We start from the raw sequence: 25,975 nt of genomic DNA on the forward strand, positions 1-25,975 counted from the left end.
CAGTGTAGCTGCTTCTTTATTACATAAAAACACCTGTTCTCACTAACACTAACTGTTCTCAATCATGGAAAAACGCCTCATGAAAGCATATAATCCACGATGGCCTGCGAATGTATTTTTGCGGTATCAAAAACCGGCACTGCAAAATCATCCTCGCTGATGAGCATTGGGATTTCCGTACAGCCCAGAATGATGCATTCTGCACCACGGACAACAAGATCATTGGCAATGGCAATATAGCTGGCTTTGGTTTCAGGATTGATAAGTCCAACACCCAGCTCTTCTTTTAGCGTATATTGGATATAATCCCTTGTTTCTTCTTTTTCGGGTATCAGCATCTCCAGTCCATGCTCTTGCATCTTGCCGGCATAAAAATCCATCTCCATGGTAAACTTTGTGCCCAGCAATCCCACTTTTTTAAGCCCCTGCCTCTTCACGGCCTTTGCGGTCTCTTCCCCTATATGGATAATGGGCAGTCTCACGGTTTGCTGAAGCCTGTCTGCAAAAAGGTGCGCTGTATTGGCGCATAGGGCAATGCCTTCTGCCCCGCTTCTTTTAAGGCTTTCACAGGCCTCCAACAGTAATTCAAAGGAATTTTCCCAGCTTTTGGCCTGAACATCCCCAAAATTAAGGGAATAGATGATGCACTGGGCGGCATTCAGTCCGCCCAGCCTTGCATTTACACCTTCGTTGATAAACTTGTAATAATCCAATGTTGACACCCAGCTTATGCCGCCTACCAATCCTATTTTTCTCATGTTTTCTTAATTTATGGCTGTTTAGCCTGCAACTGCCTGCCGATTTCAGAGCCGATGCTCTCATTTTAAATGATCATTAAACACATCTCTTCCAAAAGACATAGATAACTTTGGCTGTTTTACGTCTGCTAATTTACACAAAATACTGCCTTTTAACCTTGCCCGCAATTTCATCAATATTGTCACCGCGGTCTAGACATTAGAGAAAATCCGATGGCACGGGGAAGAAAGCTCCAAAAAAATATCATCACATAAAATTGATACACAGCTGGCCAAAAAAGATTCCTTCCCCAGTCGTCGATAGATCGGGTAAACCGAAAAGCGGAAAAAACTCAAAAAAAAAACAATCTCTCCATTTAAAGCATCCAATGCCGGCAATATTCCATTAATTTTGCACTATACAATCTACACTCTTAGAAAATTCCGAAACATTGCTTCATTGGAATTCCTGAAGATGCTGGAAAGCTTAAGAAAAATGAAGAAGTTTGAAATAAAAAAGACAGAGCAGAACCAATGGCTGGTATCCCACAACGAATTCCCCAGGTTCACCTGTCTTTTTGAAGATAAAAAATTCCATTACTCAAGGACCATAACAGGGCTTTTGGACCCCACAGGCAGCCCTGAAGAAATACAGCCGCTCCAGAAAATGGAAAAATGGCTCTCGCGCTACCATATGGACAAAATAAACGGCTGAAAATTTTGCGCCAACCAATTTCGGCCAGGCACATTTGCCTGATCCGTGCCCAAAATAGTGCGCTGGAACTTGCTTCGCCAGTCCGCTAACGCTCACGTGCAGCGTATAGCGGGAAGAGCTCATAAAAAAGCATTGCATATGCCTAAAAAATCTGAGCCATCGCTTCTCTGGATTTCCCTCCTTCCAATAATTCAACAGTCACTCCCCCCATATGAATCTGCTAGTGAAGATTTTATGGAGCCAATCTGTTATAGTGCTGCAGTTTCATTCTGCCAACCAGGCCATTGAGATAATCCAGCAGCACCAGCCCTTCTTTTTCAGTAATCCTGCCGGCCAAATAGCTGTTCAATTCATCATTTTCATCGGCATACAGCTTGATTTTTTCCTGATTATTGCCAATGATGCTGAATTCCAGATTGGCAATCCTATCAGCGAGTTTGATTATGATTGCATTTTGGTTCAGGACTATTTTTTCATACATTGCCTGTTTCCTTTCTTTCCTGTTTTCCCCCTTGCCATCAGTCAGGGACCATACTATTTCAAAAATATGTATCCCAAACCTGTCAATTATTTCATCCCTGTCCGTATCTGTATCTTCCAGCACATCATGCAGCCAAGCGCTGCTCCATAAATCGATATTCATTTCAGTGTCAGGCAAAATGCCATTGCGCAGCAATACGCTAACTGCATTTACAAGGTGCACCTCATAGGGGTATTTTCCATATTTCTGGTTTCCATGCTTTTCAGCCGCAAAACTTCTGGCCTCATCCACTTTTTTTCCTAATGCCCTTATGGCTGTCTTATAATCCATGGCGTCGCCTTCATCGAGCCAGCCGGAAGCATACCTGCTCATAAAAGATTTTAAGGAGCTCAAATCGCCATTCCACCGTCCATTTTGGAAAGATTCCAAAGTGCCTGCAGAATCTCCAATTCTGCCTTCTTTAATTCTATAGAGCGTTTCGATGCCGTTGTGGCTGCTGATATAATATTTATACTCCATTTTGGTAAGATTTAATAGAACTTATATTTTAGATTAGATTAGATTAGATTAGATCGGATTGGATTTGATCTGCTATTGTTTTCTTTTTAATTTGCGCGCAAGCAGGATTACATTTAGCTTAATATTGTCATAAATTAAGCCCGCAAACAATATAAGTCCTCCAAGAAATAATGCCTGCAGCCCTATTTTTGAATAAAAAACGCCTCCTGTAATGCCTCCAATGAAAAAAAAGCTGATAATAATTATCCGCAGCTTAATTGAAGAGGAAAGTTCAGCTTTCCTATTTTGCTCCCTATAAAAGAAAAGCTGGGACAGCTCAATGCCCAAATCGGTAAATAGGCCGGTTAAATGGGTGGTCCTCACTACGGAATTTGAGATTCTTGTAACAAAAGAATTCTGCATTCCCATTGCAAAAAGCAGAATAAAGGAAATTAAATTTGGAAAACCGGCCTTTAAGCCATCTCCAAAGAAGGCAATAAAAAATAAAATTGCAATCTCAATGCAGGCAGGAATGAGATGCACGATATTTTCTCTTTTGCGCACTACCAGCTCCATTAGAAGGCTCGATGTGAAAGAGCCCATAAAAAAGAAAAATATATAGCCAAAGCACGTCAATGCCGCTAAGAGATCAAGCTTGAAGATTTCATCTACAAAAAACGCAAAATGGCCCGTCACATTGGTGGTAAGGGTCTGGACTGAAAAAAAACCTGCCACATTTACCATCCCGGCAACAGACGAGAGAAGGGCGGCAATTTTTAGATTGTGCCTCAAACTTCTTTTTTTTCCTCGGTGCTTAAACATTTCCAGCAGTGCTTTTATAAGTTGGCGAAGCATTACTTTTAAAATGCCTTTCATTTGTAAATAGGGCAATTTTTCTTTTTGCCTCCTTAACATATTGCTGCAAAGAAGGGGCAGCTTTCCTCTCTTCAAACAAAATTCTGCCCAGCCTGGCCAGATCAGTTAATCTTCATAGCCTTGCCATCAATAAAAATTGGCTATGCGGATCAATTGCTGGAAATTAACCAGCTGGATCTTGCGCCCTTCCATCCATATAAGATTTTCATTCTTAAAATCATGGAGCACCCTTGCCAGAGTTTCATTTACAGTGCCTACCATTTTGGCCAGATCCCCCCTGGAAAGGGTAATAAAAACATTTTTCTGGCCATCATCTGTTTTATATTTATCATGCAGAATCAATAGGCTAAGCGCTACGCGCTCCCTTACGGTCCGCTGCGATAAAACAGCCATTAGATTTGCCACCACGCTAAACTCATGGCTGAGGCATTTTAAAAGCAGACGCGAAAACACTGCAGAATTATTAAGAATATTAAAAAAATCCTCTTTGGATATAAATGAAATGACTGAATTTTCAATGGCCACAGCGTTATCTCCATATGCCTTCTCGCTTAGTATGGCCGTATAGCCGAAAAACTCTCCTGAACTGTAGATGTAAATAATCTGCTCCCTTCCATCATTATCGACCTTGTGCTTTTTGATCTTGCCTGTCTGAATATAAAAAATGCCTGTAGGCAGCGTCCCTTCGGTAAATACTGTCTGGTTTTTAGCATACTTTCTGCTTTGCATCACCTTTTCAAGCAGGTCCCTATCGCTTTGGGGCAGCTCATTTAAAATATACTGGTTATTGAAGATGAATTTTGAAATCATAGCTGTATCAAAGCTACAATATTTTTCCCTACTCCATATAAAACTTGATTTAAATCAAGTTTTATACGCCGTTCCAATCAGCTGGATCGATTTCAAAACCTTTTGCTTTTGCAGCATTGACCCCTGAAATGATAAGCCGGCATATGTCGCTGTGCCTTGCAGACCGGTCCGTCGCAAATTTTAAAAGCGTTAAAGAATCTGCCAATGAAGAAATCTCTAGCGGCGCACCTATTGTCCAATGAAAGAGCCATAAGGGCATTTAAAGAAATCCTATCTAATCTGAATGCTGGCCGATAAAAACACAGAAAAAACAGCCAGTGCAAGCGCTATAGCTATAAAACTTGGCAACCGGCAATGCAAAACAAGTGCGCTATCATAGCGCATAAGGCAAAAGGCTGCCGCCACTGCCAATGCCATATCAGATAATCTAAAAAAAGGGAAGAGCATCAGTTAAACGCTCTTCCTTTTTCCGGTCAGGAGTTTTTTAAATTATTCTTTTTTTATTGCCGCTTTCGGATCATAGCAGACAAACATATTGATATAAATATTTCGGGATAATCGCAGCAATATCGGAAACAAAATTACCAGCACTGCAGTAATTGCAATAAACGATGTTTTTATTCCGGAATCAAAAATAAGATATGAGATGGCAAAAACAGCAATTCCAACCCCGACATTCAACCCATAGCTTACATACATTGCGCCAAAAAAGAAAGAAGGCTCTATCTGATATCTTAGCCCGCAATGGCTGCACTTCTCATGCATTTTTAAAACAGAGCCCAAATGCAGCAGGTTTTTATCCACGTACATATTCCCATTCTGGCATTTAGGGCAGCTTCCCGTTAAAATGCTATTTAATCTGCTTCCTTTCTTCATCTTCGAAATATCCATTTAAAGCTCCAAATCCATGAGCCACGGTTTAATTTTAAGTTTATAGATGCCCTGAGGGACTATCTCTTTACAAATTTGGTTAAAATCACGATAGCCTGCCCCTCTATTTTCCCTTCGATCTGCTCATGGTTGCCATGGACCAAACGGATGTTTCGAACTGCCGTGCCGACTTTCGCATTTAAAGACGAACCTTTTACATCCAAATCTTTGATAAGGGTCACCGTATCGCCATTTTGCAGGATATTGCCATTGCTGTCTTTGTGGAAATTAATGGCCCCGTCATCGGTATGGTCTCCGGCTGCTTTTGCCCATTGCAGATTTTCATCATCCAAATACATCATATCCAGCGCATCGGCTGCCCAGCTTTCATTGCGAAACCGGTTAAGCATGCGCCATGACACCACCTGCACGGCCGGCACTTCGCTCCACATTGATATTGGCAGAAAATTTTTCCAGAAAGCATCATCCAATTCCTCTTTTTTTTCAATTTGGCGAAGGCATTTCTCATTGATTAAAATCCAACCGTCCGCCCCTTTATTTTGGGCTGGCGGAACTTCATAAGCAACTAGATTTTTATTGATGTCGCTCAATTCGCAGACATTTCCGCTTCTCTTTTTTAATAATTCCTCTAATTTCATTTTATTTTATTTGGAAATAAAGTTTACAGGCTTCTCAGAACATATTTTAAATCCATATATCCTTCACAGTCCCTATTTTAATTGATTCTATTTGGCAGCGTTTATAGATTTCATGCTCCAATTTAAGCCGTTTTTCTCCAGAAGCTTAATACCCCGCCGTGCGAAACGGATTCTAGGCTGAAACTCTTTGGAACCTCTCTGCAATTGCTCCAGTAGGTAACCAGTTTTGTGCCAATGGGAGTTTTCTCCAGCTGGCCTTTAAGATAAGCTGTATATAAATTATACAGTTCCTCGCTTGGATCAATTGATTTGTCAATGCGGGCCGTTAGATCTATATTTTCCTGAAATGAATTGAAAAAATAGAAAGCGTCATAATCCAAAAAAGATATCTCCATAATATTTGAGTGTATGAATTCTGCATTATCAATCTTATATTTTTCGGCAATTTTCCGCGATAATTTTATAAGCGATTCCCTTTGCTCGACCCCATAAAAAATCCCATTGGTTAAAGCGGCCCCCACAAGGCAGAATTTTCCAGCCCCCGAGCCTATATCCAATACCCTTTTACCAGGTTTGTCCACCAAAAAACCAGCCGCTTTTCTGGCTATTTTTACAGGTGTCCAATGGCGGGCAGCCAGCTTCTTTATCCTAATAGGGTACACTTGGTTAAACTCGTTATCATCAATAGATCTATTTTGCTTGAGCTGTTCAAAAATCATTTTATAAATACTTTTGCATTTGCTGCAGTTGGCTTAATTTTCCCTGCTAAATGGAATAATTTTACAAGTGGCAAAAATATAGAGAGTCCCAATATATTTAGCTGATTAATATCTTTATAAAATTTGATTTAAATCAAAAAAAAAAGAATGGACAGAAAATGTAATATAACTGGCCACTTTGGCAGCCGAATATTATCCATTAGAGATAAATAAATAACCCATGGCATAAATAGAGGGCAGGATATTTTTAGAATCTGCCCTTAAAGCCGGAAAAGTGCCATCTTCTTTCCAGCAGCGCTTCCCCAAAAAGCTTTTCCAATTAAAGCAAAAGCAGCAAACAGCTTTTTTTTGGGGATGCCGCAGGATTCAAAAATAGTTGGCTATAGTTAAAAATGAATTAATAGTAAGATCCCTTGCAAAGAAAACCAGAGATTAAAGAAGCTAAATCTCTGGCGGCAATAATAACAAAAAAGTCTGATTTTTAGCTGTCTGAAATTCTCCTAAAAATCATTCTCATTCCCATGAACGTGAGAAGCGAAAATAGCATAAATATCCGAACTATTTTTTTGATTTAAATCAAGAATTCCGTCAAAGGATTCCGATTTCAATTATAAATCAGCAGCGATATAAGAGCTGCCCTAAATTAAGGCTCCAAAACGCAAAGCCCTTTATTAAGCCCACGACATTGCCACACTCCTTTCGTTTTATCTTTATATTGCACGCATTCTTCGCGTATGCATCTTGATTGAACCGCATTATATTTCCCATTCTCCATTTCAGAAAGGCATTGCAGATGGAAATGCAGACCAATAAAAAAATCATACAAGCCGCAAAAAAAATCTTTTTCCGGCAATCCGCTCCAATCCTAAAACGCTGAGAGAGCTTTCATCGCTATTAGAATCTATAGCCACAAGGCCTAAACTTTCCAATTCCAATAAGGCCTCCATGACTCTTGACTCAATTTCGATGCTGCTGCCCGATAAGGATGCGCCGCTGCCAGGGCCGCAAAACATTTCGGCCATTTCTTCAAAAGCCACGCTGCAGGGATACGCATGCCCTAGAACGATCAAAATCTGATCTAAAAACTCGCACCTGCCTTTCTCCTTCCCAATATCCATTTGATCCATATATTTCTAAAATTCAAAACCGTTATAGGCTTATATATAACTTACATTCTGATATCTTCCGCTTTATTCGGACTAAAAGTTAGCGGCATCGCCCAGCTGTGAAAAATTGAACAGCCGTATTCCAGATCAGCCTATCATCATTAAAATGGCGGCCATCTTTGATCTGTCTAATGCCGGCAGACAGTACTCAAATAGCTTGCCGAAACCGAGAAAAACCCTTCTGGGGAAATTGGCAATGAGCTGAATTAAAATAGCCGGGTCATGTCAAAAAACTAATATCATAATTTGCCTAAATAATAAAACCAGAGATTTAGCGGCTAATCTCTGGCCCTATAGTTCCATAACAAATAAATCCTACTAAAATCCTGATAATAGCCGCTGCTCAATTCTAGGAGTCTCCAAAGACTAAAATACAATTAAATGCTTTGCAAAAAATTTGATTTAAATCAAGTAAATATTTTTCAAGACAAACGTATCGGCAACATTTTTAATATTTTAAAAAAATCGCGAGACAAATCGGCAAACCAATAAAAAAAGTGAATTCAAGATCTTCCCATTAAAATTGCGAATCTTTCTAGCCCCTTCTGCGCCACTGGCCAAAACCAAAACTTAGAAAAAAGGAAAAAACGCATAACCAACTAAATGGGGATGCAAACTGTAACTGGAAATAAAACAAATAAGAGCAATTATCCGAAACAAAAATTTATTCTGGTTTCCCTTTCTTGAAGACATCCTCTAACAAAGGCTCTCTTAAGGCGGCAGAAAGATGCCTCTGCTTATTTTAAAGATTAAGTTTGGTTACGGGAAATTTAACCACAAAAAGATTTCTTACGTCCTCATCGTGTTCCCAGACCTTAACGACAATGCCTTCAGATATTCCTACAAGCGAATCGTTTTTAAAAACTTCCAGTTTTGCTCTTATCGGATAAACTTTAATGCGGTAATCATATTCTGTCAGTTCGATCTTTTGCTTATTAGTTACCTTGTATAAGGCAAGAAAATCATCAAATGTTACAGGAAAATCCAGACTATCACTGCCTCTCTTTAAGCTATCAAGCCATTTATTAGTTTCCACAACCTGCATTAGCCCCTCAAAACTTGATTTAGCCCACTTTTTATTATCTTTTAAACTATTGATTTTTCCTTTAAAATCCCTATAATTCCTTATCAATTCAATAGAGCTTAAGTCCACGCTCTGGATCAATTTTCTGTCAAACAGCTGAGTGCTGGATATTATATCTAATGAATTCCCCGAGATAAAAAAACCATTCTTCCATCCCTGTACATTAAGAGAATCTAGATCTTTATCCTCGATTATCCTTAATTCCAATTCTGCTGTGTTCTTAAAGAAGTCAGGCGCTCTTTCATCAGCATTGTCTATGTGAAATGTAACTCTTGCCGTAATATCTTTAATTTTAATAGCGGATAATTCCATTACAGCCTCTTTTATTTCTTTATCAGCTGAAATTGGCGGTGATACCATCCACCAGATCAAAACAAGAATAAAAACAGCAATACCGGAACCAGCCTGCATAGTAATTTTTCCAAATTTAGTTTCCGGAGACTGCCCAGTCAGCCTAACCGAACCTGAAAGAAAAAATGCAAATAGGCCAGCCAGTAAAGATGAGGCAAATGCCATCATTCTTTGCTTGTAAAATGGAAGAGTATCAGGAGAAAATAAAAAAATATAAATAAAAAAAACTAAAAGCACCGAACCAAAAATGTAGGTTCCCATTTTCTTGTCATTATAACTCTTCGTTGCCATACATTGCATCGTTTTACATTGGATATATCTTTGCTGTCCAATTCTGTTACACGCTGCTATCAAAATTAAGAAAAAGATAGATATAAAAAATCAGTATAAATACGTATTGCATTATATTTCTTCATTTCGTGGTTCCAAAGCAATATAATAAGATTCTGCCGCATCTCTCAAATAAATCTAGAAGCAATCTTGAATCCAAAAATTATACGGCCAATTTGCAAAACGAACGCTTGTTATGGACTTTGATAACGGCAGTATCCGAACCGCTTTTATCTATGTTTATTATTCTTGGCCGGCCAAAAGAAAGCCGCTGCATTGCCTTATTTACCCGCTAATCTGTATAAATAGCACCTAACTCCTTTTACTTATATATTAGTCTCACCCAATCTCCAGCTCATCCCTACTCCTCCGAAATTTATAAAAACTGCGAAAATTTCCGTGTCAAAATCGGGGTGCAGGTTTTGGCTTTGGATGCAACCTCCAAAATTAAATGCTAAAATAATATCTCTCATTTCAAATTCACTTACTTTTAGGTAACTGCTTTTAAAATGGAAGAATCCTGCCTTACTAAATTAAAAATAAAAGATGTCCTTAGTCAAACCTAAATAAAACGGTAAAAACCAATTACTTAAATATTTTCCATTGATTAATTTAATCCGTTCAAAAACAAACAGAATTAAAAAATAAGGAGCTAGAATTAGTTCGCGGAGATTGCCCCTTGTTTAACAAATGGCTTCTAATATTTAAATTATTTGTATTTAGTCTAAATAAATAATAAGTTTGCGGACGAAAAATAAATAACCGCCATGAAATTAACTTTCTCTTTCTTATTACTGCTCGCCTTTCTGCATATTGGTTCGGCGCAAAATGCTAAAATTACCGGAAAAATTATTTCCGAAAATAACGAAGCCGTCTCTTACGCTTCCATATCAATTAAAAGTCCTAAAAAGAATGCTGTTTCTGATGACAAGGGAAATTTTGAAATTGCAAATCTTGCTGCCGGAAACTATACAGTCTATTTCTCTGCGATGGGATTCACAGCAGAACAAAAAAACGTTGAACTGCATGAAAATGAAAATCTCGATATTTCCATTACTTTAAAAGAAAACATCAATGCGCTGCAGACTGTAGAAATTACCGGACGCAAAGAAAAATCATATCGAAATACCAAATCTTTTATCGGTGCCAAAACAGAAATCGCTTTAAAGGATTTACCGCAGGCTGTTTCATATGCCACAAAAGAGTTAATTGCCGATCAGGGAGCAATTCGCGTGGGCGACGTAGTAAAAAATTTCAGCGGTGTAAGCCAGTTTACTTTTTACGACGATATCTCCATTAGAGGTTTTAGAATAAACGGAGGAAGCAATACGCAATTGCTAAATGGCATGCGAACCTCTACCGGATTTTGGAAACAGCCTCTGGCAAACTATCTGGAGCGTGTGGAAGTTTTAAAAGGACCATCATCGGCACTGTTTGGAAATGCTTCTCCTGGAGGAGTTTTAAATCGTGTGACCAAAAAACCTTTGGATCAGGCAGCAAACAGTGTGAGTTTTTCTACGGGAAGTTTCAACACTTTAAGAGCTTTAGCCGATTTCACAGGCCCTTTAACCGAAGATAAATCGCTTTTATACCGTCTGAATCTAGGTTACGAAAATGCCAACTCATTCAGAGATCTGCAATACGATAAGAATATTGTTGTAGCTCCTTCCCTATCTTTTCTTCCGAATGATAAAACAAGCGTAAATTTTGATTTGATCTACAGCAGTTCGAATGGAAATCTGGACCGCGGACAATCCACTTACGAAAACAGCCTCTACTCTACAAAAATTTCAAATTCGTTAAACTCAACAAACGATTATTTAAAAGAGGAAACCTATATCGTTACAACTTCCTTAAATCACCAGTTTTCAGATCGCTTATCGTTTTCGGGATCTTATATCAGAACGGGCTACAACGAGGATCTTTTAGAGCATCGCGGTGCCAATAAATATGCTTCTGCCGCAGACGGGTCTACAATCCCAACAGCAATTGAAATGCAGGTTTTCCAACGCAAGCGCAAGCGTTATATCGACAATCTTTCCACTTTCTTTAAATACGAAGCTAAAACAGCCGCTTTAGGCCATAATCTGATAGCTGGTTTTGATTATGCTCAGGAAGAGGTTCCCGCAGGAGGTTCGCAATTGACTGCAAGCGGTTACCGAAATGCCGCCAACAATGGCTTTATTGCCACTTATAACCCTGCAAACAAATCCAATTATTTGTTGGATTCTAAAGGAAATCCAGTGCCAAACGTAGCTCATTTTGATTTGAGCAATCCATTTGCATCGCAGCAGCTAAAAGATATGAGCAAATATTTTTATGCGGCGCGCCAGGTTGACCCAACCTATTATTCATTGTATGGAATCTATATTCAGGACCATATTAAATTTGGCGCTTTTCAGGCTTTAATCGGTATTCGCTACGATGAATATTCAGATAAAGTAAATTACAAAAAAGCTACAGAAACAAAAGTAAAACAGCATTCGTTTTTACCGCGTTTTGGCCTTACTTATACCCTTAATCCAAATATTAACCTATACGGAACTTATGTTCAGGGCTATAATCCTCAAACGGCGTCTACTCTGGCAAATCCAAATGCAGGAGGGCCATTTAATCCATTAGAAAGCAATATGTTTGAATTTGGAGGAAAATCATCCTGGTTCAACGAAAAACTTTTTGTGACGGTTGCCTTATTCAAAATACAGCAGAAAAACACATTGTATCCTGCAAATGATCCGTCGAATCCAGATTTAATGAGATCTATTGGTGAGGAGGAATCTAAAGGGATCGAAATTGATATTAATGGAAATATCACCCGCAATTGGAGCATTTCTGCCGCTTACAGCTATAATGAAGCTTTTATTACAGAAAGCCCCATTGAAGTCGAAATTGGAAGACAAAAACCAAATACGCCTCGACAGCAGGGCAATATCTGGACTCGCTACAATTTTACGGATGGCGCTTTAAAAGATTTTGGAATCGCAATGGGATCTAATTTTGCAACAACACGCACCATGAGCCAGACCACTACGGAAACGCTTCCTGGATATACCTTATTCAATGCCGCTTTTTACTATAATATCAATAAGTTTAAAATTCAGCTGAATGCTAATAACATTCTAAACAAAACCTATTGGGTTGGAGGATACGACTATATCCGCTTATTCCCTGGAGCACCTTCAAACTGGCTTTTGACCCTTGGCTATTCTTTCTAAATAGCTTTAACTGCATTTAAAAAATATTTTTCATCTCCTATCTGCATGAATAAAACATTTAAAAAAAATATTGGGTATTTACATTTATGGCTCGGACTAGCGTCCGGGCTTATTGTATTTATTGCAGCCCTTACCGGAAGCATTCTGGTTTTTGAAGAAGAGATTGATTCTTTTATACATCCTGAATTCTATAAAGTTTCTGCCATCGGAACAAAAAAAATGCCTGTCGATCTTTACCTTGCTTCCATTGAAAAACAATACAGAATTACAGCATTAGACCGAATCCAAACTTATCAGGATCCGGCGAGAACCGCAATTATTTCCGGAACAGATGCCGATAAAAAGGATCAGGTTTTCTCAGTAGATCCGTATACGGGAAAAGTATTGGCTGCAATTCCAGAAAAAAGCAGGTTTTTCTCTATCATTTTAGATCTGCATCGCCATTTAATTCTAGGAGAAGTTGGAAAGTTTATCACAGGCTGCAGCTGCCTTATTTTTGTTTTCATGCTGCTTTCGGGGCTAATTTTATGGTGGCCAAAAAAGACAAAAAACCTAAAGCAGAGATTGACCGTAAAATGGAACGCTTCTTTTAAAAGGGTTAATTGGGATTTTCATTCCAATTTTGGCTTCTACAGTTTTCTATTCCTTCTGATAATCTCTTTGACTGGATTAACGTGGTCTTTCAAATGGTTTGAAAGCGGCATTTATCTATTAGCAGATGGAACAGGTAAAAAACCTTCGGCTAAAGTTGAAAATCCGACGAAAACAGATCCAAAAATGGACAAAACTTATTTCTATCAAAACATACTTTCTAAAACAGAAAACATCTATAAATACAAAGGCGATACGCAGATTAGAATTCCATCTGATACCATAAACAGCATTATGGCTATTAAATTGAATCTTGAAAAATCCATTCCCAATATTTCAAGCATGGCTTATTTTGACAAATATACAGGCAAGCTTTTGAAAATTAGGCCATATGAATCCCTGAGCAGCGGAGATAAAGTGCGACGCCTAATTTATCCGATCCATACGGGAAGCATTTATGGCTATCCAACAAAAATCTTAGCTTTTCTGGTTTGCCTATTTGCGGCAACATTACCCGTAACAGGATTTCTTATCTGGTTGGGAAGAAAGAAAAAGAACCGTTACTGTTTCTTCTGAAAATAAAGATAATTAGTCGTTGCCCCTGCGTCTCGCAATCGTATCTGAGAATTATTAAACTCAAACAATTTCCAGTTAAAATTCAATTTAGAAAGCACTCCAGTGCTAAAACTTATATTTACTGCCGTAATCCCGTTTTGGACTGAACTCTCCCACTGCCCAGTTTCTGAAACTCCTGCTTTGCTGGCAACTACCGATTTATCTGTTTTAAATACAAATGAATAATCGCTGTAATTTGAAGTCTTAACAGTGCCATCATAAAAATAGGGTATTTCCCAAGAACCTTTTGTGATGGCTGCTGTAAAATCCAACTGCACAAGATTATTTTCAGGACAATAGTCTATGGCATATTTAATGGCATTTTCAAACTCGAGATTATTTGAAATCGATTTTATCTGACTATTATAATCCGTAATTGCGATAGGGTACTTTAGAGATATGTACTGGCTTTCATTTAAATTTTTAATAAAATTGAAAAAGGCCTCGTCGCTTACTATCGATTGAGAACCCGCTGCTTGATTGGTGCTGTTGTAGCTATTAATGGTTATCGGATAATTGATATTCAGACCGTTGATTTTGGATAAAAGATCCGGATAGAGATTCCAATAATCAATCAAAGAATCAAAATCTGCCTGATTTGGAATCAGTTTTTCGATGTAATTGTAGTAGACCATCGTTACCGGAAAATCTATTCTTACAATATCCTCATCATAATTGCTGGCGTTGATGTTATCCAAAACTTTCTGATAATCGGCTGTGGCATTAACCGCAATCTTCTCATTGTTTACCGTAACGGCATACGGGAGTTTTATAGTGCAATAACTCGACCCGTCAATCATATTGTCCTGTACGGTTTTAACCATCGCAACCCTCTGCAGATAAGCTGTAAGCGGAGAAACAGCAGTAATTGTCCCCTGCGAAGTAGTGTTTTGTTCGTCTATTTCACTTTGGCAGGAAAACAGCAAGAACAGGAAAGCTGCAATTGATAAATATTTTTTCAAAAGGAACATATTTATGTTTTTACAAAGGTAAATAAATTTTGAAAGAAACTGTTTTTTAATACACTGAATCAAGGCTTTCATAATTTTCATCTATGCTAAATTATCAAAAACCAATAGCATTTTATTCCTCAATAAAACAATCATCTCTACTTTTACCCTACTTAAATTAAAAACAAATACTTTTACGCTGAAAAATTGAAACTCTACATGCCAGACCAAAACCAATCCAATACTTGTGATGAAATCATTTTTTCGTCTTTCTTCAAAAGCCATGCAAAAGCGCTTCGAAATTTTCTATTCTACAAATTCGGAAACGCAGAACAGGCAGAAGACATAACTCAGGAAGCATTTGTTAAGCTTTGGCAGAACTGCGCTTCTGTGCCTTTAGAAAAAGCAAAATCATACCTTTACACTATTGCAAACAACAGCAGCCTCAACCAGATTTCGCACCAGAAAGTGGTTTTGAAATATGAAAAAAACTTTACCGGTTTGGATAAAACAAATGAAAGTCCGGAATATCTTCTGGAAGAAAAACAGTTTCAGGCAAAACTTTTAAAAGCCATCGAAAACTTAAACGAAAAACAGCGCACTGCTTTTTTGATGCACAGAATTGACGGAAAAAAATACAGCGAAATTGCCGCGGAGCTAGACATCAGCGTAAAGGCTGTGGAAAAACGCATTCATTTGGCTTTGTTAAGCTTACGCAAAGAAATTGATTTATAAAAAGTAGGGTAAATTCAGTTCTAATTGTTTTAATTAAATATACGATAAAATGAAAAAAGATCGCTTATTGGCTAAATGGCTCAACGACGAATTATCTCCGGATGAATTGGCAGCATTTGAGGCAAGTCCCGATTTTGAAAAATATCAAAAGATAAAAAAATACACCAATCATCTCGAAGCAGGTGATTTGGATGAGAATGCTATGCTATCGAATATTTTAAGCCAGAAAAAAACAGCTCCAAAAACGGTTCCATTATACAAAAAATGGATCTTTAGAGCTGCCGCTATTTTTGTCCTGGCTCTTGGAATTGCCTTTGCAATGAAAGTTTTTATCCCTCAAACAGAAACTGCCGATCTTGGAAAAAAGACTGCTTTTTCATTACCCGATAATTCTGAAGTGGTTTTAAATTCAGGTTCTGAAATACACTATAAAAAATGGAATTGGAACAGCAACCGGCATTTGGAACTAAAAGGAGAAGCCTATTTCAAAGTGGCAAAAGGCAGAAAATTTGAAGTGCAGACCAATCTTGGAAAAGTAACTGTTTTAGGAACGCAGTTTAATGTTAAAGCCAGAAAAAATAAGTTTGATGTTGCGTGTTACCAAGGGCGTGTAAAAGTAACTTATGGCAACGCTGAAATTCTATTAACCCACGGACAAAGCGTTCGCTTTGAGAGTGGAAAACAGATAAAAATGACTGTAAGTTCATTACAGCCAGAATGGATGAATGACCAGATCTGTTTTTATAAAGAAAACATAAGAAACCTTTTAGATGAAGTTGAAAGGCAATACAATATTAAAATCGATTTGAATGCCAAAGACACCATCTCCCTGTTTACAGGAAAATTGCCTGCAAAAGATCTCAATACAGCTTTGCAGATTATTGGCACGACTTATCATTTAGAAGCTAGAAAAGTTTCAAACAGCAAAATAATTTTTGACGAAAAATAAATGTTCCGCCCCAAAGAATTCCATTTTTTGTTTTTTCTCTTTTTTCTTGTCCTGAATCTTTCTGCTCAGGACAAAGGAAAGGTTATGCCTTTTAAAAAAATAATAATTGATATTGAAAAACAGTATGGCGTGAGCTTTAATTATACCGAAGACAATATTGAAGGCCTCGAATTAAATCCTCCCAAGAAATCATTTTCATTAGACCAAAAACTGGAATATCTTGGAAAAAGAACCAATTTATCTTTTGAAAATATAGGCAACAAATTCATCAACATCTATAAAAAGGATGCTGTTTTAAAAACGATTTGCGGCTATGTCTTATCTTCGATAGATAAAAAGCCCATTGAAAATGCCAACATCAGTTTAAACAATAAAAATCATTTTACAACTGATTCAGAAGGCTATTTTGAGTTTAGTGAAGAAAGCAGAAATACTTTTGCAATCAGCCATGTCGGTTTTGCATCAAAGAGAATTACGGCAGGCAATACAGGGGATAAAGACTGCATTCAAATCCTACTGGAACCTGAAATAACAGAATTGCACGAAATTAAAACCAATGCTATCCTGGCTTCGGGCATTTCAAAAAACACTGATGGATCTTTTGAAATTAAACCCAAAAAATTTGGTATTCTTCCCGGTTTAATTGAACCTGATGCCTTGCAGACCATGCAGCAGATTCCGGGCGTAAACAGTCTCGATGAAAGTGTATCAAGCATCAATGTTCGAGGCGGTACGCACGATCAGAATTTATTTTTGTGGAATGGGATACGAATGTTTCAAACGGGACATTTTTTTGGTTTAATATCTGTTTTCAATCCAAATCTTGCGCATACTATTTCCATCTATAAAAACGGAAGTTCTGCCTTTTACGGAGAAAGCGTTTCAAGTGTAGTTGCGATTTCTTCCACTCCGGAAAAAGCAGAAAAAAATTCATTCAGCGCAGGAATCAATATGATTAATGCTGATGTATACGGAAAGTATAATCTTTCTAAAAAAAGCTACATCGAAATTTCGGCGCGTAAATCGATTACAGATTTTATAGAAACCCCTACCTATCGGGAGTACTTCAATAAAGTATTTCAAAATACTACAATCACAGATTTTTCGCAGAACCAAAATCTCAATTATAAAAGCGATAAAAAATTTGGCTTTTATGATGCTACGATAAAATATGCTCAAAAAATAGGGATCAAAGATCAAATAATATTGGATTTAATAACCATAAAAGATAATCTAGAGGTTGTTAAAAGTGCCGCTTCATACAGTATCAATAAATCGCAAAACAATAATTTGCGCCAGCAGAATTACGGCGCAAATCTCTCATGGAGAAGAAACTGGAACAGCTTCAACACCACCAAGATTAATATCTATAATTCTTCGTACGAACTTTTGGCCAATCAAAACACAGCTTACGAAAACCAGACTGTTATTCAGGAAAACACAGTCAATAATAATGGCGTGAATTTAGAGAACAATCATATCCTAAACTCTAAATTTAGCTTCAGCGACGGCTATCAGTTTAATGAAATTGGCATTACAAATTTAGAGCAGGTAACCAATCCTGATTTTTATCGTAATGTAAAAGAGGTTTTAAGAACTCACGCTTTAATTCTGGAAGGAAAATATAGCGATACCATTTCCCGAGTATATGCAAAGGGCGGAATGCGGCTTAATTATATTGAAAAATTCAAAAAATATATTGCAGAGCCCAGAGTTCAATTGGGTTACGGAATCAGCAAAAGTGTGACTTTAGAATTACTTGGCGAGCTAAAAAGCCAAAACTCCCAGCAGATTATTGATCTGCAGAAAGATTATTTCGGCATCGAAAAAAGACGCTGGATTGTTTCCAATAACGGCACAATTCCAATACAAAGAAGCAGACAGCTTTCATTAAACCTATTCTTCCAAAAAAACAGCTGGCTTCTGGATATCGAAAACTTTTACAAAAAAGTAACCGGAATAACGACCTCCAGCCAGGGTTTTCAGAATCAGCTGGAATTTGTCAGAACTACCGGCGATTATGAAATATGGGGAACAGAAATGCTGATCCAAAAAAAAATAAACCGCTTTCTTACGTGGTTAAGCTATACTTACAATGAAAACAATTATCATTTTACCAATTACGAATATCCCCGTTTTCCAAACAACTTTGAGCTGACCCATACTTTATCATGGGCAGGAATTTATGAGAAAAACAATTTCAAGATTGCTCTTGGCACAAAATGGTCTTCAGGAAGGCCAAAAACATCTCCAGACTTATCTCAAATTGATCTTTCTGATCCTGTACTGGTTTACAATAAACCAAACAACAGCAATCTTCATATGTTTTGGCAGGTTAACCTCTCTTCAACCTACAAGTGGGAAACCGCAGAGGGAATTCAATATAAAATTGGCGTATCAATCTTAAATATCCTAAACAGAAGAAATGAAATCAGCGAATATTACAGAATAAATACTTTAACCAATTCTATAGAAGAAGTGGACACTTTTTCGCTGCAAAGAACTCCAAATCTGAGTTTTAGAGTTTCATTCTAATATCTTTTCCGCAAGAGTTTTTTAAAACTCTTATCCTGCATTTTATTTTTTTTACAAAAATCGCAATTCTTTGGTAGGGTAATCTTTACTAAGGCTGTTTCACTATAGAATCATCATTTGATTTGAGACAGTTTTAAAGCATGGATACACAAGAAAATTCAACATCCAATAAACGGAAGATCAGATTTGCATCACAATGCAAATCTGAAATAGCATCCATTATGGATGCCATTTACATGATCGGCGGAAAATGGAGAATTCCCATAATCCTGACCCTTATGCAAGACAGCAAACGGTTTTCTGAAATTCAGAAAGAAGTGCACAAAATTGCTTCCAAAGTTTTGGCCCATGAACTGAAAGAAATGGAACTAAACGGATTTGTTGAAAAGAAAACAGATGATCAAAGCCGCGCTAAAACCGAGTACCAATTAACCGATTACAGTTCTTCGCTTGAACCTATTATCAAATCATTACGGGATTTTGGCCTACAGCATCGAAAAAAAATGCGCGATGAAAGCCATCAAGTAAAAAAGAGCGCTGGCTGATTATTATCTATCACTAATACAAACCAAATATGAAAAGAAAAAAAACAGCAATTCTAGCCGCAATATTACTGCTAATAGTTTCTGGGGGCATCTACTTTTATTATGGAGTCATCTTTAAAGAAGCCCGCAATATAGAATCAGAAGCTCCAGATTTTAGTTTAACGGCAAAAAAACTTCTTGAAGACTATACCGCAGATCCTAAAAAAGCAGATGTATTATATCTCAACAAAACTATTGAAATAACAGGAGCTGCAACCAAAGAAACCGATTCTGCAATTGTACTTGAAAATAGCGTTTTCTGCCTTTTCAAAGAAAAGCTAAAAGACAAAATGATCGATAAAAAAACTACGATTAAAGGCAAATGCATTGGATATGACGAACTGTTTATGGAAGTCAAAATTGACCAATGCAGCATTAAATAACCCAAACCAATACTAATTAATTTATGAAGAAAATTCTAGTTCCGTTCTGCCTGTTTTTAGCAACACTGGCCTATTCTCAGGATGATTTACTAAAAAGTCTTGATTCTACTCAGACAGAAGAAAGCTATTCTACAGCAACCTTTAAAGCTTTACAGCTGGTAACGCTGCAGACCACAAAAATGCCGGCTAAAAAAGAGTTTTATTTTGTGGTTTCACATCGTTTCGGCTCTGTAAAAGATGGCTTTGACAGTTTTTTCGGCCTTGACAATGCCACCACAAAACTTGGGGGAATTTATGGCATTACAGATTGGCTATCAGCGAGCCTTTCCAGACATACTTTAAACAAAATGTATGAAATCGGATTAAAGTATCGAATGGCAAGACAAAACGATAGTTTCCCTCTCGACATTGTTGGATACAGTGTGGCAGACATCAATACTTTTTTGGAAAAAGACCAGTACCCGGGCTTAGAATCCAAACATCGCATGACCTATGTGCAGCAGGTTTTAATTTCCAGAAAAGTGAGTGAAAAATTCTCATTAGAATTAGTGCCATCCTTTATACACAAGAACCTTTACAATCCTGATATAGAAAGGGACAATCAGTTTTCTTTTGGCGGCGGGGGACGCTATAAAATCACGAAGAGGCTGTCTGTCAATTTAGAATACATGCACAATTTTGATAAGCCGGACTTTTATAAAAATCCGCTGTCTGTGGGCCTTGATATAGAAACTGGCGGACACGTATTTCAATTAATATTTACCAATTCACAATCTATGAGCGAGAGCGGATACCTTACCAATGCTTCTGGCGACTGGGGCAAAGGAGATTTCTTCTTTGGCTTTAACCTTTACCGAGTTTTCTAACAATTAAAAACGATAAATCATGAAAAAAACAATCGCACTTACAATTTTACTCGCTGCATTGGCAAGCTGCAGTGATTCTGATACAACTCAGGAGATCGAAACGCCAACAAGTCCAACGAACCCGACAAACCCGACAAACCCGACGGATCCCACAAATCCAACAACTGCTATTACCTACAATAAAGATGTAAAATCTATTATTGATGCCAATTGCATAAGCTGCCACTCAAGCGGAAGATCGGCATCTTTCAGACCATTAACTACTTATGCGCAGGTAAAAGCTGCTGTAGAAAATGCTGGTTTATTAGGCAGAATTCAATTGCAAAGCGGCCAGCAGGGACTTATGCCTCAAGGCGGCAGAATGGCTCAGGCTAATATTGATCTAATTGTAAAATGGAACACCGATGGCTTAAAAGAAAACTAATTTTTATGAAAAAGCCATATCTAATTTTCTTAGCGCTACTGCTTATTATAGCAGCACATACTCAGGGAACTGCGCAAAAACTAATTACAAAAACAGGGAACATAAAATTTCAGGCATCCATGCCATCTTACGAAGAAGTTGCCGCCGAAAGCAAATCAGTATCGGCTGTTCTGGATCAGACAACGGGGGATTTTGCCAGTCTGGTGCTTATAAAGGGATTTCGTTTTAAAGTGGCGTTGATGGAAGAGCACTTTAATGAAAATTACATGGAATCTGAAAAATTTCCAAAAGCAACTTTCAAAGGTAAAGTTGAAGATTTTGACAGTTCAAAAATTACAGCTTCACCCAAAAATTTCACATTAAAAGGAGATCTTACCATTCACGGAAAAACAAAACCGGTCTCAGTGATTGTAAAAATCTCCAAAGTTCAAAATGGAGTTAAAGCCATTGGTTCATTTGAAGTAAAACCTGAAGACTTTGCCATTGAAATACCGAGTCTTGTGAGAAAGAAAATTGCCGACAAAATCGAGATTGATTACAATTTTTCATTAATTAAATAATCTCTTTCAAGAATCAGCCCTATCCAGATTTGAAAGAGCATTAAACATGGCAAATATTCTGTAGGCCGGTGTGAATTTATAGCGCCGGTCTCTTTTTTTTAACCTTAAAATTAAATTAAAATGATCTGCAGAAATTACATTGTTACCGGAGAAGATGTAAATGATTATATGGTTATGGAAGATGCCGCATACATTTCATATGCCCTTCGGCTGTTATATCATTTTTTATTCAATAACGGATTTTCAAAAGAAAAACTCAATTCCATGCATTTAGGCTTACAGGAAGGAAATCATGAATTAATCTGCCATAAAGCTTTGATGTTTACCCAATCCTTTTCAGTTGAAATGAAATATTGCCATATAGGGGACACTATCAATTTCAAGAGCCGCTTTTCTAACTCAAACAATGAATGCTGTGCAGAAGTTATAAAAGAAGTAAAATGGTTTGATCCAATCAGCAGAGAAGTTGTTAAAACGCCTAAACAGGTTTTGTCGCATCTGCCAGAGACTAAAATGCAATTAAATGCGGCGCTAAGAAATCAGATCAGCACCAATTCCAAAACTTGATTAAAATCATTTTTTTTCTTAAAAAATTCTACCGCAAATTAGCGAATGCAATTGAGCGGCATCTATTATTGAAAACAGGAAAAAAGAAACTGCAGCCGCCAGCGGATTTTAAAACCTTCGGCCATGGCAAATTTTTAGCCCAAATCATCCGGCAGCCCCAATAGCCTTCTTAAAAGGTAAAGCCATCAGATCGATTGCCAAACCTTAAAAAGGCGCCATCTCAGATTGATGGATCACCAGCTATTGGCCGTTCCTACTTTGCCTTCATTGCCCTTATCATTTTACCGGTCCTTCTATCTGCTCGTGCATTCTGAAGCGACACTACAGCCCATATGGCCGCGGGAATCCAACCGATAAGCGTAATCTGAAGGATAAGGCATAAAAGAGCCGTAAGAAGCTTTCCTCTGAGAAGAAAAGACAGTGAGGGAAAAAATATGGCAATTAAGGTCATCATAGTTTTTTGGTTTTAATGATACGGTAAAAAAAGAATTCAGATCTAAAAGAAGTAAGACGCCTCTCAACAGATTTTGTTTCAAAAGAACATCAGATAATCAAATAGGCATTCAATACGACCTGATTTTCCTGATCATCTTCTCCAGAGTGAGTATGGCAATATTCTTGTCGTTCTCCTCCGCATTATAGGATTTGCTGCGCACCGACTGATAGGACAGATCCCTTTTAAAGGCCGTGGAGAGATGGGGCACTATCCTTTGGAAGACAAGGCTCATCGATCTGGACTTCACCACGCGAGCCTCATCGGCAGCGCGAAGAATAATCCCGATCTGATCTGCCGAAAGATCGCACTCGAGCTTATTTTCATGCTTCTGGTCCGAACTGGCAAGACCTTGCCCACCGGCAAGCTCCATCTGTTTTTCCAGATACTCAAGCTCGCGTCTGAACCAGTTCTCCAATACTGTTTTTACAGGCTCAAGCCCTGCATTAAAAAACAGCTTTCCGCCCGAAGGGATCTGGGTGACCTCTTTAAGATGATACGATAAAAAACCGAGTTTTTCAGAAAGGCTTTCCCGCTCTTCCAATCCGGACATAAAACGGCTTATCAGCAGATTGATATAAACGGCGCTGTTGAAATTCAGGCTGACCAGCTTCCGGTCCAATAGGGCAATCATCGCTTCCTCCTGCGAATAGTCAATCTGCAAAAGCTCATTTAAAAGGGTCCTCTCATAAATAACCTGGCGGAAAGTTGCTCTGCTCCTGCCCTGCATCGAAAGAGATTGGCCCAGTTCCTCCACAACCGCTCCTAAAGCCTGCTGCACCTGCCCGCTTCCTGTTTGAATTTTCTGAAGCCTTTTCAGCTTGAGCCGCGCCTCTTTTCTTGAAACCAGCAGATACACAATGGGCATCCTTTCATCCAAACTCAAATAGCCCGAATAGCGCTGCTCCAAAAATGACAGCAGACCATCAATACATCTTATGATATCCTCACCACACCTTGACAAGGCAGCATTCTGAAAGGCATCCTCTTTCTGCCTGTCCGCCATCGCATCCAATAGGAAAATCAATGTCGAATGGTACTTTCTGACCAGAAGGCGGATCTGCTTTTTGCGCTTCAGTGCAAATATTTCGTTTTTGATCCTCACCTGGATCTTCACCGACTCTTTTGCCGCGTCTTCTGAAATCGCAACCAGCTGCTCTCGCGTTAATTCGCCATCCATTCCATTGGAGCCGAAACGCTCCAATATCAGATCATCCAGCCATTCTAAAGGATATCTATTGTTCATCATTTTCATATTTCAATTGCAGTTAATACTAAAAACTAACGACTCTTAAATCTCTAGGGGCATTTCGAACGGTATTCAGATGGGGATACTGAAGTTGATTTTTTAAAAAAGCTGCTGAAGGATGAAATGGAATCAAATTCCAATGCTTCCGCAATTTCAGCAATGGTTAATTTGGATTCCTTGAGCAGAATCAATGCGTCAGCCGCCACAGCTTCCATTATTATTCTCTTTGCCGACATGCCTGTCACTTCTTTCAAAATTCGGTTTAAATGGGCAGAAGAAATGCATAATGCGCCAGCATAGAACTTTACATTATGCCGGTTTCTGCTATGGATTGATAGGACGGTGAAGAAACGTATGGCCAGGTCTTCATTTCTTCTGACGGGTAGCATAGCATTAAAATTCTGGACGCTGTAGATAGCCAAAAGCTCATAAAGGAAAATATCGAAGCCAAGGCGCCAGAGCGCAGCGCTAAAATTTCCCTGCTGTTTATTTTTAAAAATATTATACATTAATTCATATGCCAGCGAAAGCATTGTAAAATCTCCGCTTGCCAGACTGGTCTTCAAAGGATGGTTCCAGATGAAAAAATAGAGCCAGTGCGGCGCTTCTCCTTGATACATGCTTTTCAATGCTGAAACTGAGGAAAAGGAAACTAGATAAAACTGGAATCTGTTTCCCATTCCAATCACTCTGCAGGATAGCTTTCCGGGTATCAGCAGCAGATCATTTTTGCCTGCTTTATATACGGCATCAGAAAACTGTATGGTCAGAGAACCGCTTCTAACCAAAAGAATTGAAAAGTTCTGGGTTTCAAATACGGCCTGTAAAGAATTTTTAAATTCATACTTTTTAATGGCATGGACTGCAAACCCTTCTCCAAGCTCATCAAACCTTCTGGTTAATAGATTCTGAAGCATAAAATATCAACGCTGGATTTCAATGGCATCATCTTATGCAGATCAGATTAGACTGCTCAGAGAAGCTATTATTAAAACAAGCGCCAGATTATCAGCCTCAAAAGGCGCATTTATGCATTTGCTTCCCGCGGAATGGTCCCAGTCTCTGTCTTTGCGCTCTTCTTCAGAATAGAGTGAATATCTTGAGATGGAAGAAACAGTCAGAAGAGTGTCTTTCTCATCGGAGATAATCGCTGTGCTGCTGATAAGCGTCTGCTCATATGCGGCTACAAATGCATAGAGAACGCCGAATTCCTCATGCCTTTTTGAAAGCAGGCTCTCAAGAAAAGCGATCAAGTTGCTTTTTGATTCTGCCGTGAGAGCGCTCTGCTCTACAATGGCTATCAGCATATTGTCCGGATCAGCCATAATGGCTTGCACCATCTCATCGGTAAATGGAATTATCCCTTTGCCAGACGCACCTGATTTAGAAAAACTGCGCGAAACAAACTGAATCTGTTCAGCCATTTGGGCAGCTGATTTCGGCATGCCACTATTCTTCTGGTATAGGAATAAATCTTCATAAAATCTTTTTCCTTTGTAATCCATGGGATTCAGGGCATTATCAGGAAAATGAATTTCTGGGTCTGAAGCTAAAGGATCAGAAGAGCTTTCACTAATTTGGGATTCCTGCGAACAGGAAAAAATAAAAAATGACAGGGTTGCACACAATAGAAATTTTTTCATGGTTTTAGGTTTGTTACATTACCGAGAATTGCTTCTCAGTCCATTTTACCCGGGCCAGCAGAACTTTTGTCAGGCACGATGCCGGACATTTTGCTTTTGAATTCGAAACAAAGCTATGCCCCCAAAAAAATACCTGCAACACAAATACGATGGCATTTCAGAAAATCCGCTATGGATTTTCCGACAATCCACACATAACTTTAACAGTATTTTTCCTTGATTCACAATAGTTTGCGCTATATTTGGCTTATACATCCACCCTAATCAGCTATATTTTCCCTCTCCATATCCTTTCCCCTCCAATTGCTAACTTAAACCTG

At 38.3% G+C, this 25,975-nt stretch carries 26 protein-coding genes; 12 read left to right on the forward strand and 14 right to left on the reverse strand.

Annotation, left to right across the window (positions count from 1 at the left end; translation table 11 throughout):
• Positions 1 to 77: 77 nt before the first annotated feature.
• Positions 78 to 758, reverse strand: a complete 681-nt coding sequence (locus tag DM397_RS03760) for an aspartate/glutamate racemase family protein (RefSeq protein WP_111376256.1) — start codon at positions 756 to 758, stop codon at positions 78 to 80.
• Positions 759 to 1,197: 439 nt separating this feature from the next.
• Here DM397_RS03760 and DM397_RS03765 point away from each other — a divergent pair, with 439 nt between their 5' ends.
• Positions 1,198 to 1,452, forward strand: a complete 255-nt coding sequence (locus tag DM397_RS03765; protein WP_142479122.1) for a hypothetical protein — start codon at positions 1,198 to 1,200, stop codon at positions 1,450 to 1,452.
• Positions 1,453 to 1,684: 232 nt separating this feature from the next.
• Here the strand turns inward: DM397_RS03765 and DM397_RS03770 are convergent, their stop codons facing one another.
• From DM397_RS03770 to DM397_RS03815, 8 genes are all read right to left on the reverse strand, one after another.
• Entirely contained in the window at positions 1,685 to 2,452 is a 768-nt protein-coding gene (locus DM397_RS03770; protein ID WP_111376258.1) for an HD domain-containing protein, read from the reverse strand.
• Between the two features lie 72 nt (positions 2,453 to 2,524).
• The gene (locus DM397_RS03775) at positions 2,525 to 3,307 is read right to left on the reverse strand and encodes a YoaK family protein (RefSeq protein WP_317048798.1); all 783 of its coding nucleotides are present in this window, start codon (positions 3,305 to 3,307) and stop codon (positions 2,525 to 2,527) included.
• A gap of 126 nt (positions 3,308 to 3,433) precedes the next feature.
• Complete coding sequence (locus DM397_RS03780; protein WP_111376259.1) at positions 3,434 to 4,117, reverse strand: Crp/Fnr family transcriptional regulator; 684 nt, start codon at positions 4,115 to 4,117, stop codon at positions 3,434 to 3,436.
• Positions 4,118 to 4,606: 489 nt separating this feature from the next.
• The gene (locus tag DM397_RS03790) at positions 4,607 to 4,993 is read right to left on the reverse strand and encodes a DUF983 domain-containing protein (RefSeq protein WP_239457789.1); all 387 of its coding nucleotides are present in this window, start codon (positions 4,991 to 4,993) and stop codon (positions 4,607 to 4,609) included.
• 74 nt (positions 4,994 to 5,067) lie between these two features.
• A complete protein-coding gene (locus DM397_RS03795; RefSeq protein WP_111376262.1) occupies positions 5,068 to 5,646 on the reverse strand; it encodes a PhnA domain-containing protein in 579 nt (192 codons plus the stop codon).
• Between the two features lie 122 nt (positions 5,647 to 5,768).
• Entirely contained in the window at positions 5,769 to 6,365 is a 597-nt protein-coding gene (locus DM397_RS03800; RefSeq protein WP_111376263.1) for a class I SAM-dependent methyltransferase, read from the reverse strand.
• An 818-nt stretch (positions 6,366 to 7,183) separates the two neighbouring features.
• Positions 7,184 to 7,492: a hypothetical protein gene (locus DM397_RS03810; RefSeq protein WP_111376265.1), complete on the reverse strand. Its 309-nt coding sequence runs from the start codon at positions 7,490 to 7,492 to the stop codon at positions 7,184 to 7,186.
• 781 nt (positions 7,493 to 8,273) lie between these two features.
• Entirely contained in the window at positions 8,274 to 9,227 is a 954-nt protein-coding gene (locus DM397_RS03815; protein WP_142479123.1) for a hypothetical protein, read from the reverse strand.
• An 836-nt stretch (positions 9,228 to 10,063) separates the two neighbouring features.
• On the opposite strand from DM397_RS03815, the gene DM397_RS03820 reads away from it, so the two are divergent.
• Together DM397_RS03820 and DM397_RS03825 are read left to right on the forward strand one after the other, a co-directional pair.
• Positions 10,064 to 12,511, forward strand: coding sequence for a TonB-dependent receptor (locus DM397_RS03820; RefSeq protein WP_111376267.1), 2,448 nt, complete (start codon positions 10,064 to 10,066; stop codon positions 12,509 to 12,511).
• Between the two features lie 45 nt (positions 12,512 to 12,556).
• Positions 12,557 to 13,678, forward strand: a complete 1,122-nt coding sequence (locus DM397_RS03825) for a PepSY-associated TM helix domain-containing protein (protein WP_111376268.1) — start codon at positions 12,557 to 12,559, stop codon at positions 13,676 to 13,678.
• Here DM397_RS03825 and DM397_RS03830 read toward each other — a convergent pair.
• Positions 13,663 to 14,688, reverse strand: coding sequence for a hypothetical protein (locus tag DM397_RS03830; RefSeq protein WP_111376269.1), 1,026 nt, complete (start codon positions 14,686 to 14,688; stop codon positions 13,663 to 13,665). The genes DM397_RS03825 and DM397_RS03830 overlap by 16 nt on opposite strands.
• Positions 14,689 to 14,886: 198 nt before the next feature.
• On the opposite strand from DM397_RS03830, the gene DM397_RS03835 reads away from it, so the two are divergent.
• The 9 genes from DM397_RS03835 (at position 14,887) to DM397_RS03875 (ending at position 22,270) form a co-directional block, all read left to right on the forward strand.
• Positions 14,887 to 15,402 carry an RNA polymerase sigma factor gene (locus DM397_RS03835; RefSeq protein ID WP_111376270.1) on the forward strand — a complete coding sequence of 172 codons (516 nt, stop codon included), beginning with the start codon at positions 14,887 to 14,889 and terminating at the stop codon, positions 15,400 to 15,402.
• A gap of 49 nt (positions 15,403 to 15,451) precedes the next feature.
• A complete protein-coding gene (locus DM397_RS03840) occupies positions 15,452 to 16,351 on the forward strand; it encodes a FecR family protein (protein WP_111376271.1) in 900 nt (299 codons plus the stop codon).
• 84 nt (positions 16,352 to 16,435) lie between these two features.
• Positions 16,436 to 18,886 carry a TonB-dependent receptor gene (locus DM397_RS03845; RefSeq protein ID WP_239457790.1) on the forward strand — a complete coding sequence of 817 codons (2,451 nt, stop codon included), beginning with the start codon at positions 16,436 to 16,438 and terminating at the stop codon, positions 18,884 to 18,886.
• Between the two features lie 140 nt (positions 18,887 to 19,026).
• Positions 19,027 to 19,431: a winged helix-turn-helix transcriptional regulator gene (locus tag DM397_RS03850; protein ID WP_111376273.1), complete on the forward strand. Its 405-nt coding sequence runs from the start codon at positions 19,027 to 19,029 to the stop codon at positions 19,429 to 19,431.
• A gap of 29 nt (positions 19,432 to 19,460) precedes the next feature.
• Positions 19,461 to 19,853, forward strand: a complete 393-nt coding sequence (locus DM397_RS03855; protein WP_111376274.1) for an OB-fold protein — start codon at positions 19,461 to 19,463, stop codon at positions 19,851 to 19,853.
• A gap of 23 nt (positions 19,854 to 19,876) precedes the next feature.
• A complete protein-coding gene (locus DM397_RS03860; RefSeq protein ID WP_111376275.1) occupies positions 19,877 to 20,719 on the forward strand; it encodes a DUF5777 family beta-barrel protein in 843 nt (280 codons plus the stop codon).
• 19 nt (positions 20,720 to 20,738) lie between these two features.
• Positions 20,739 to 21,143, forward strand: coding sequence for a cytochrome c (locus tag DM397_RS03865; protein WP_111376276.1), 405 nt, complete (start codon positions 20,739 to 20,741; stop codon positions 21,141 to 21,143).
• Between the two features lie 5 nt (positions 21,144 to 21,148).
• Positions 21,149 to 21,703 (forward strand): YceI family protein, encoded by a 555-nt coding sequence (locus DM397_RS03870; RefSeq protein ID WP_167511675.1) that lies wholly within the window; start codon positions 21,149 to 21,151, stop codon positions 21,701 to 21,703.
• 120 nt (positions 21,704 to 21,823) lie between these two features.
• Entirely contained in the window at positions 21,824 to 22,270 is a 447-nt protein-coding gene (locus DM397_RS03875; RefSeq protein ID WP_239457791.1) for a hypothetical protein, read from the forward strand.
• 253 nt (positions 22,271 to 22,523) lie between these two features.
• On the opposite strand, the gene DM397_RS03880 is transcribed toward DM397_RS03875, so the two are convergent.
• The 4 genes from DM397_RS03880 to DM397_RS03895 form a co-directional block, all read right to left on the reverse strand.
• Positions 22,524 to 22,724, reverse strand: a complete 201-nt coding sequence (locus DM397_RS03880) for a YqaE/Pmp3 family membrane protein (RefSeq protein WP_204251872.1) — start codon at positions 22,722 to 22,724, stop codon at positions 22,524 to 22,526.
• A gap of 109 nt (positions 22,725 to 22,833) precedes the next feature.
• Positions 22,834 to 24,012 carry a hypothetical protein gene (locus DM397_RS03885; RefSeq protein ID WP_142479124.1) on the reverse strand — a complete coding sequence of 393 codons (1,179 nt, stop codon included), beginning with the start codon at positions 24,010 to 24,012 and terminating at the stop codon, positions 22,834 to 22,836.
• 50 nt (positions 24,013 to 24,062) lie between these two features.
• Positions 24,063 to 24,929, reverse strand: a complete 867-nt coding sequence (locus DM397_RS03890; RefSeq protein WP_111376279.1) for a helix-turn-helix domain-containing protein — start codon at positions 24,927 to 24,929, stop codon at positions 24,063 to 24,065.
• A gap of 42 nt (positions 24,930 to 24,971) precedes the next feature.
• Positions 24,972 to 25,655 carry a hypothetical protein gene (locus tag DM397_RS03895; protein WP_111376280.1) on the reverse strand — a complete coding sequence of 228 codons (684 nt, stop codon included), beginning with the start codon at positions 25,653 to 25,655 and terminating at the stop codon, positions 24,972 to 24,974.
• Between the last annotated feature and the right edge of the window lie 320 nt (positions 25,656 to 25,975).

The organism is Flavobacterium nitrogenifigens, assembly GCF_003254565.1.
GTDB lineage: Bacteria > Bacteroidota > Bacteroidia > Flavobacteriales > Flavobacteriaceae > Flavobacterium > Flavobacterium nitrogenifigens.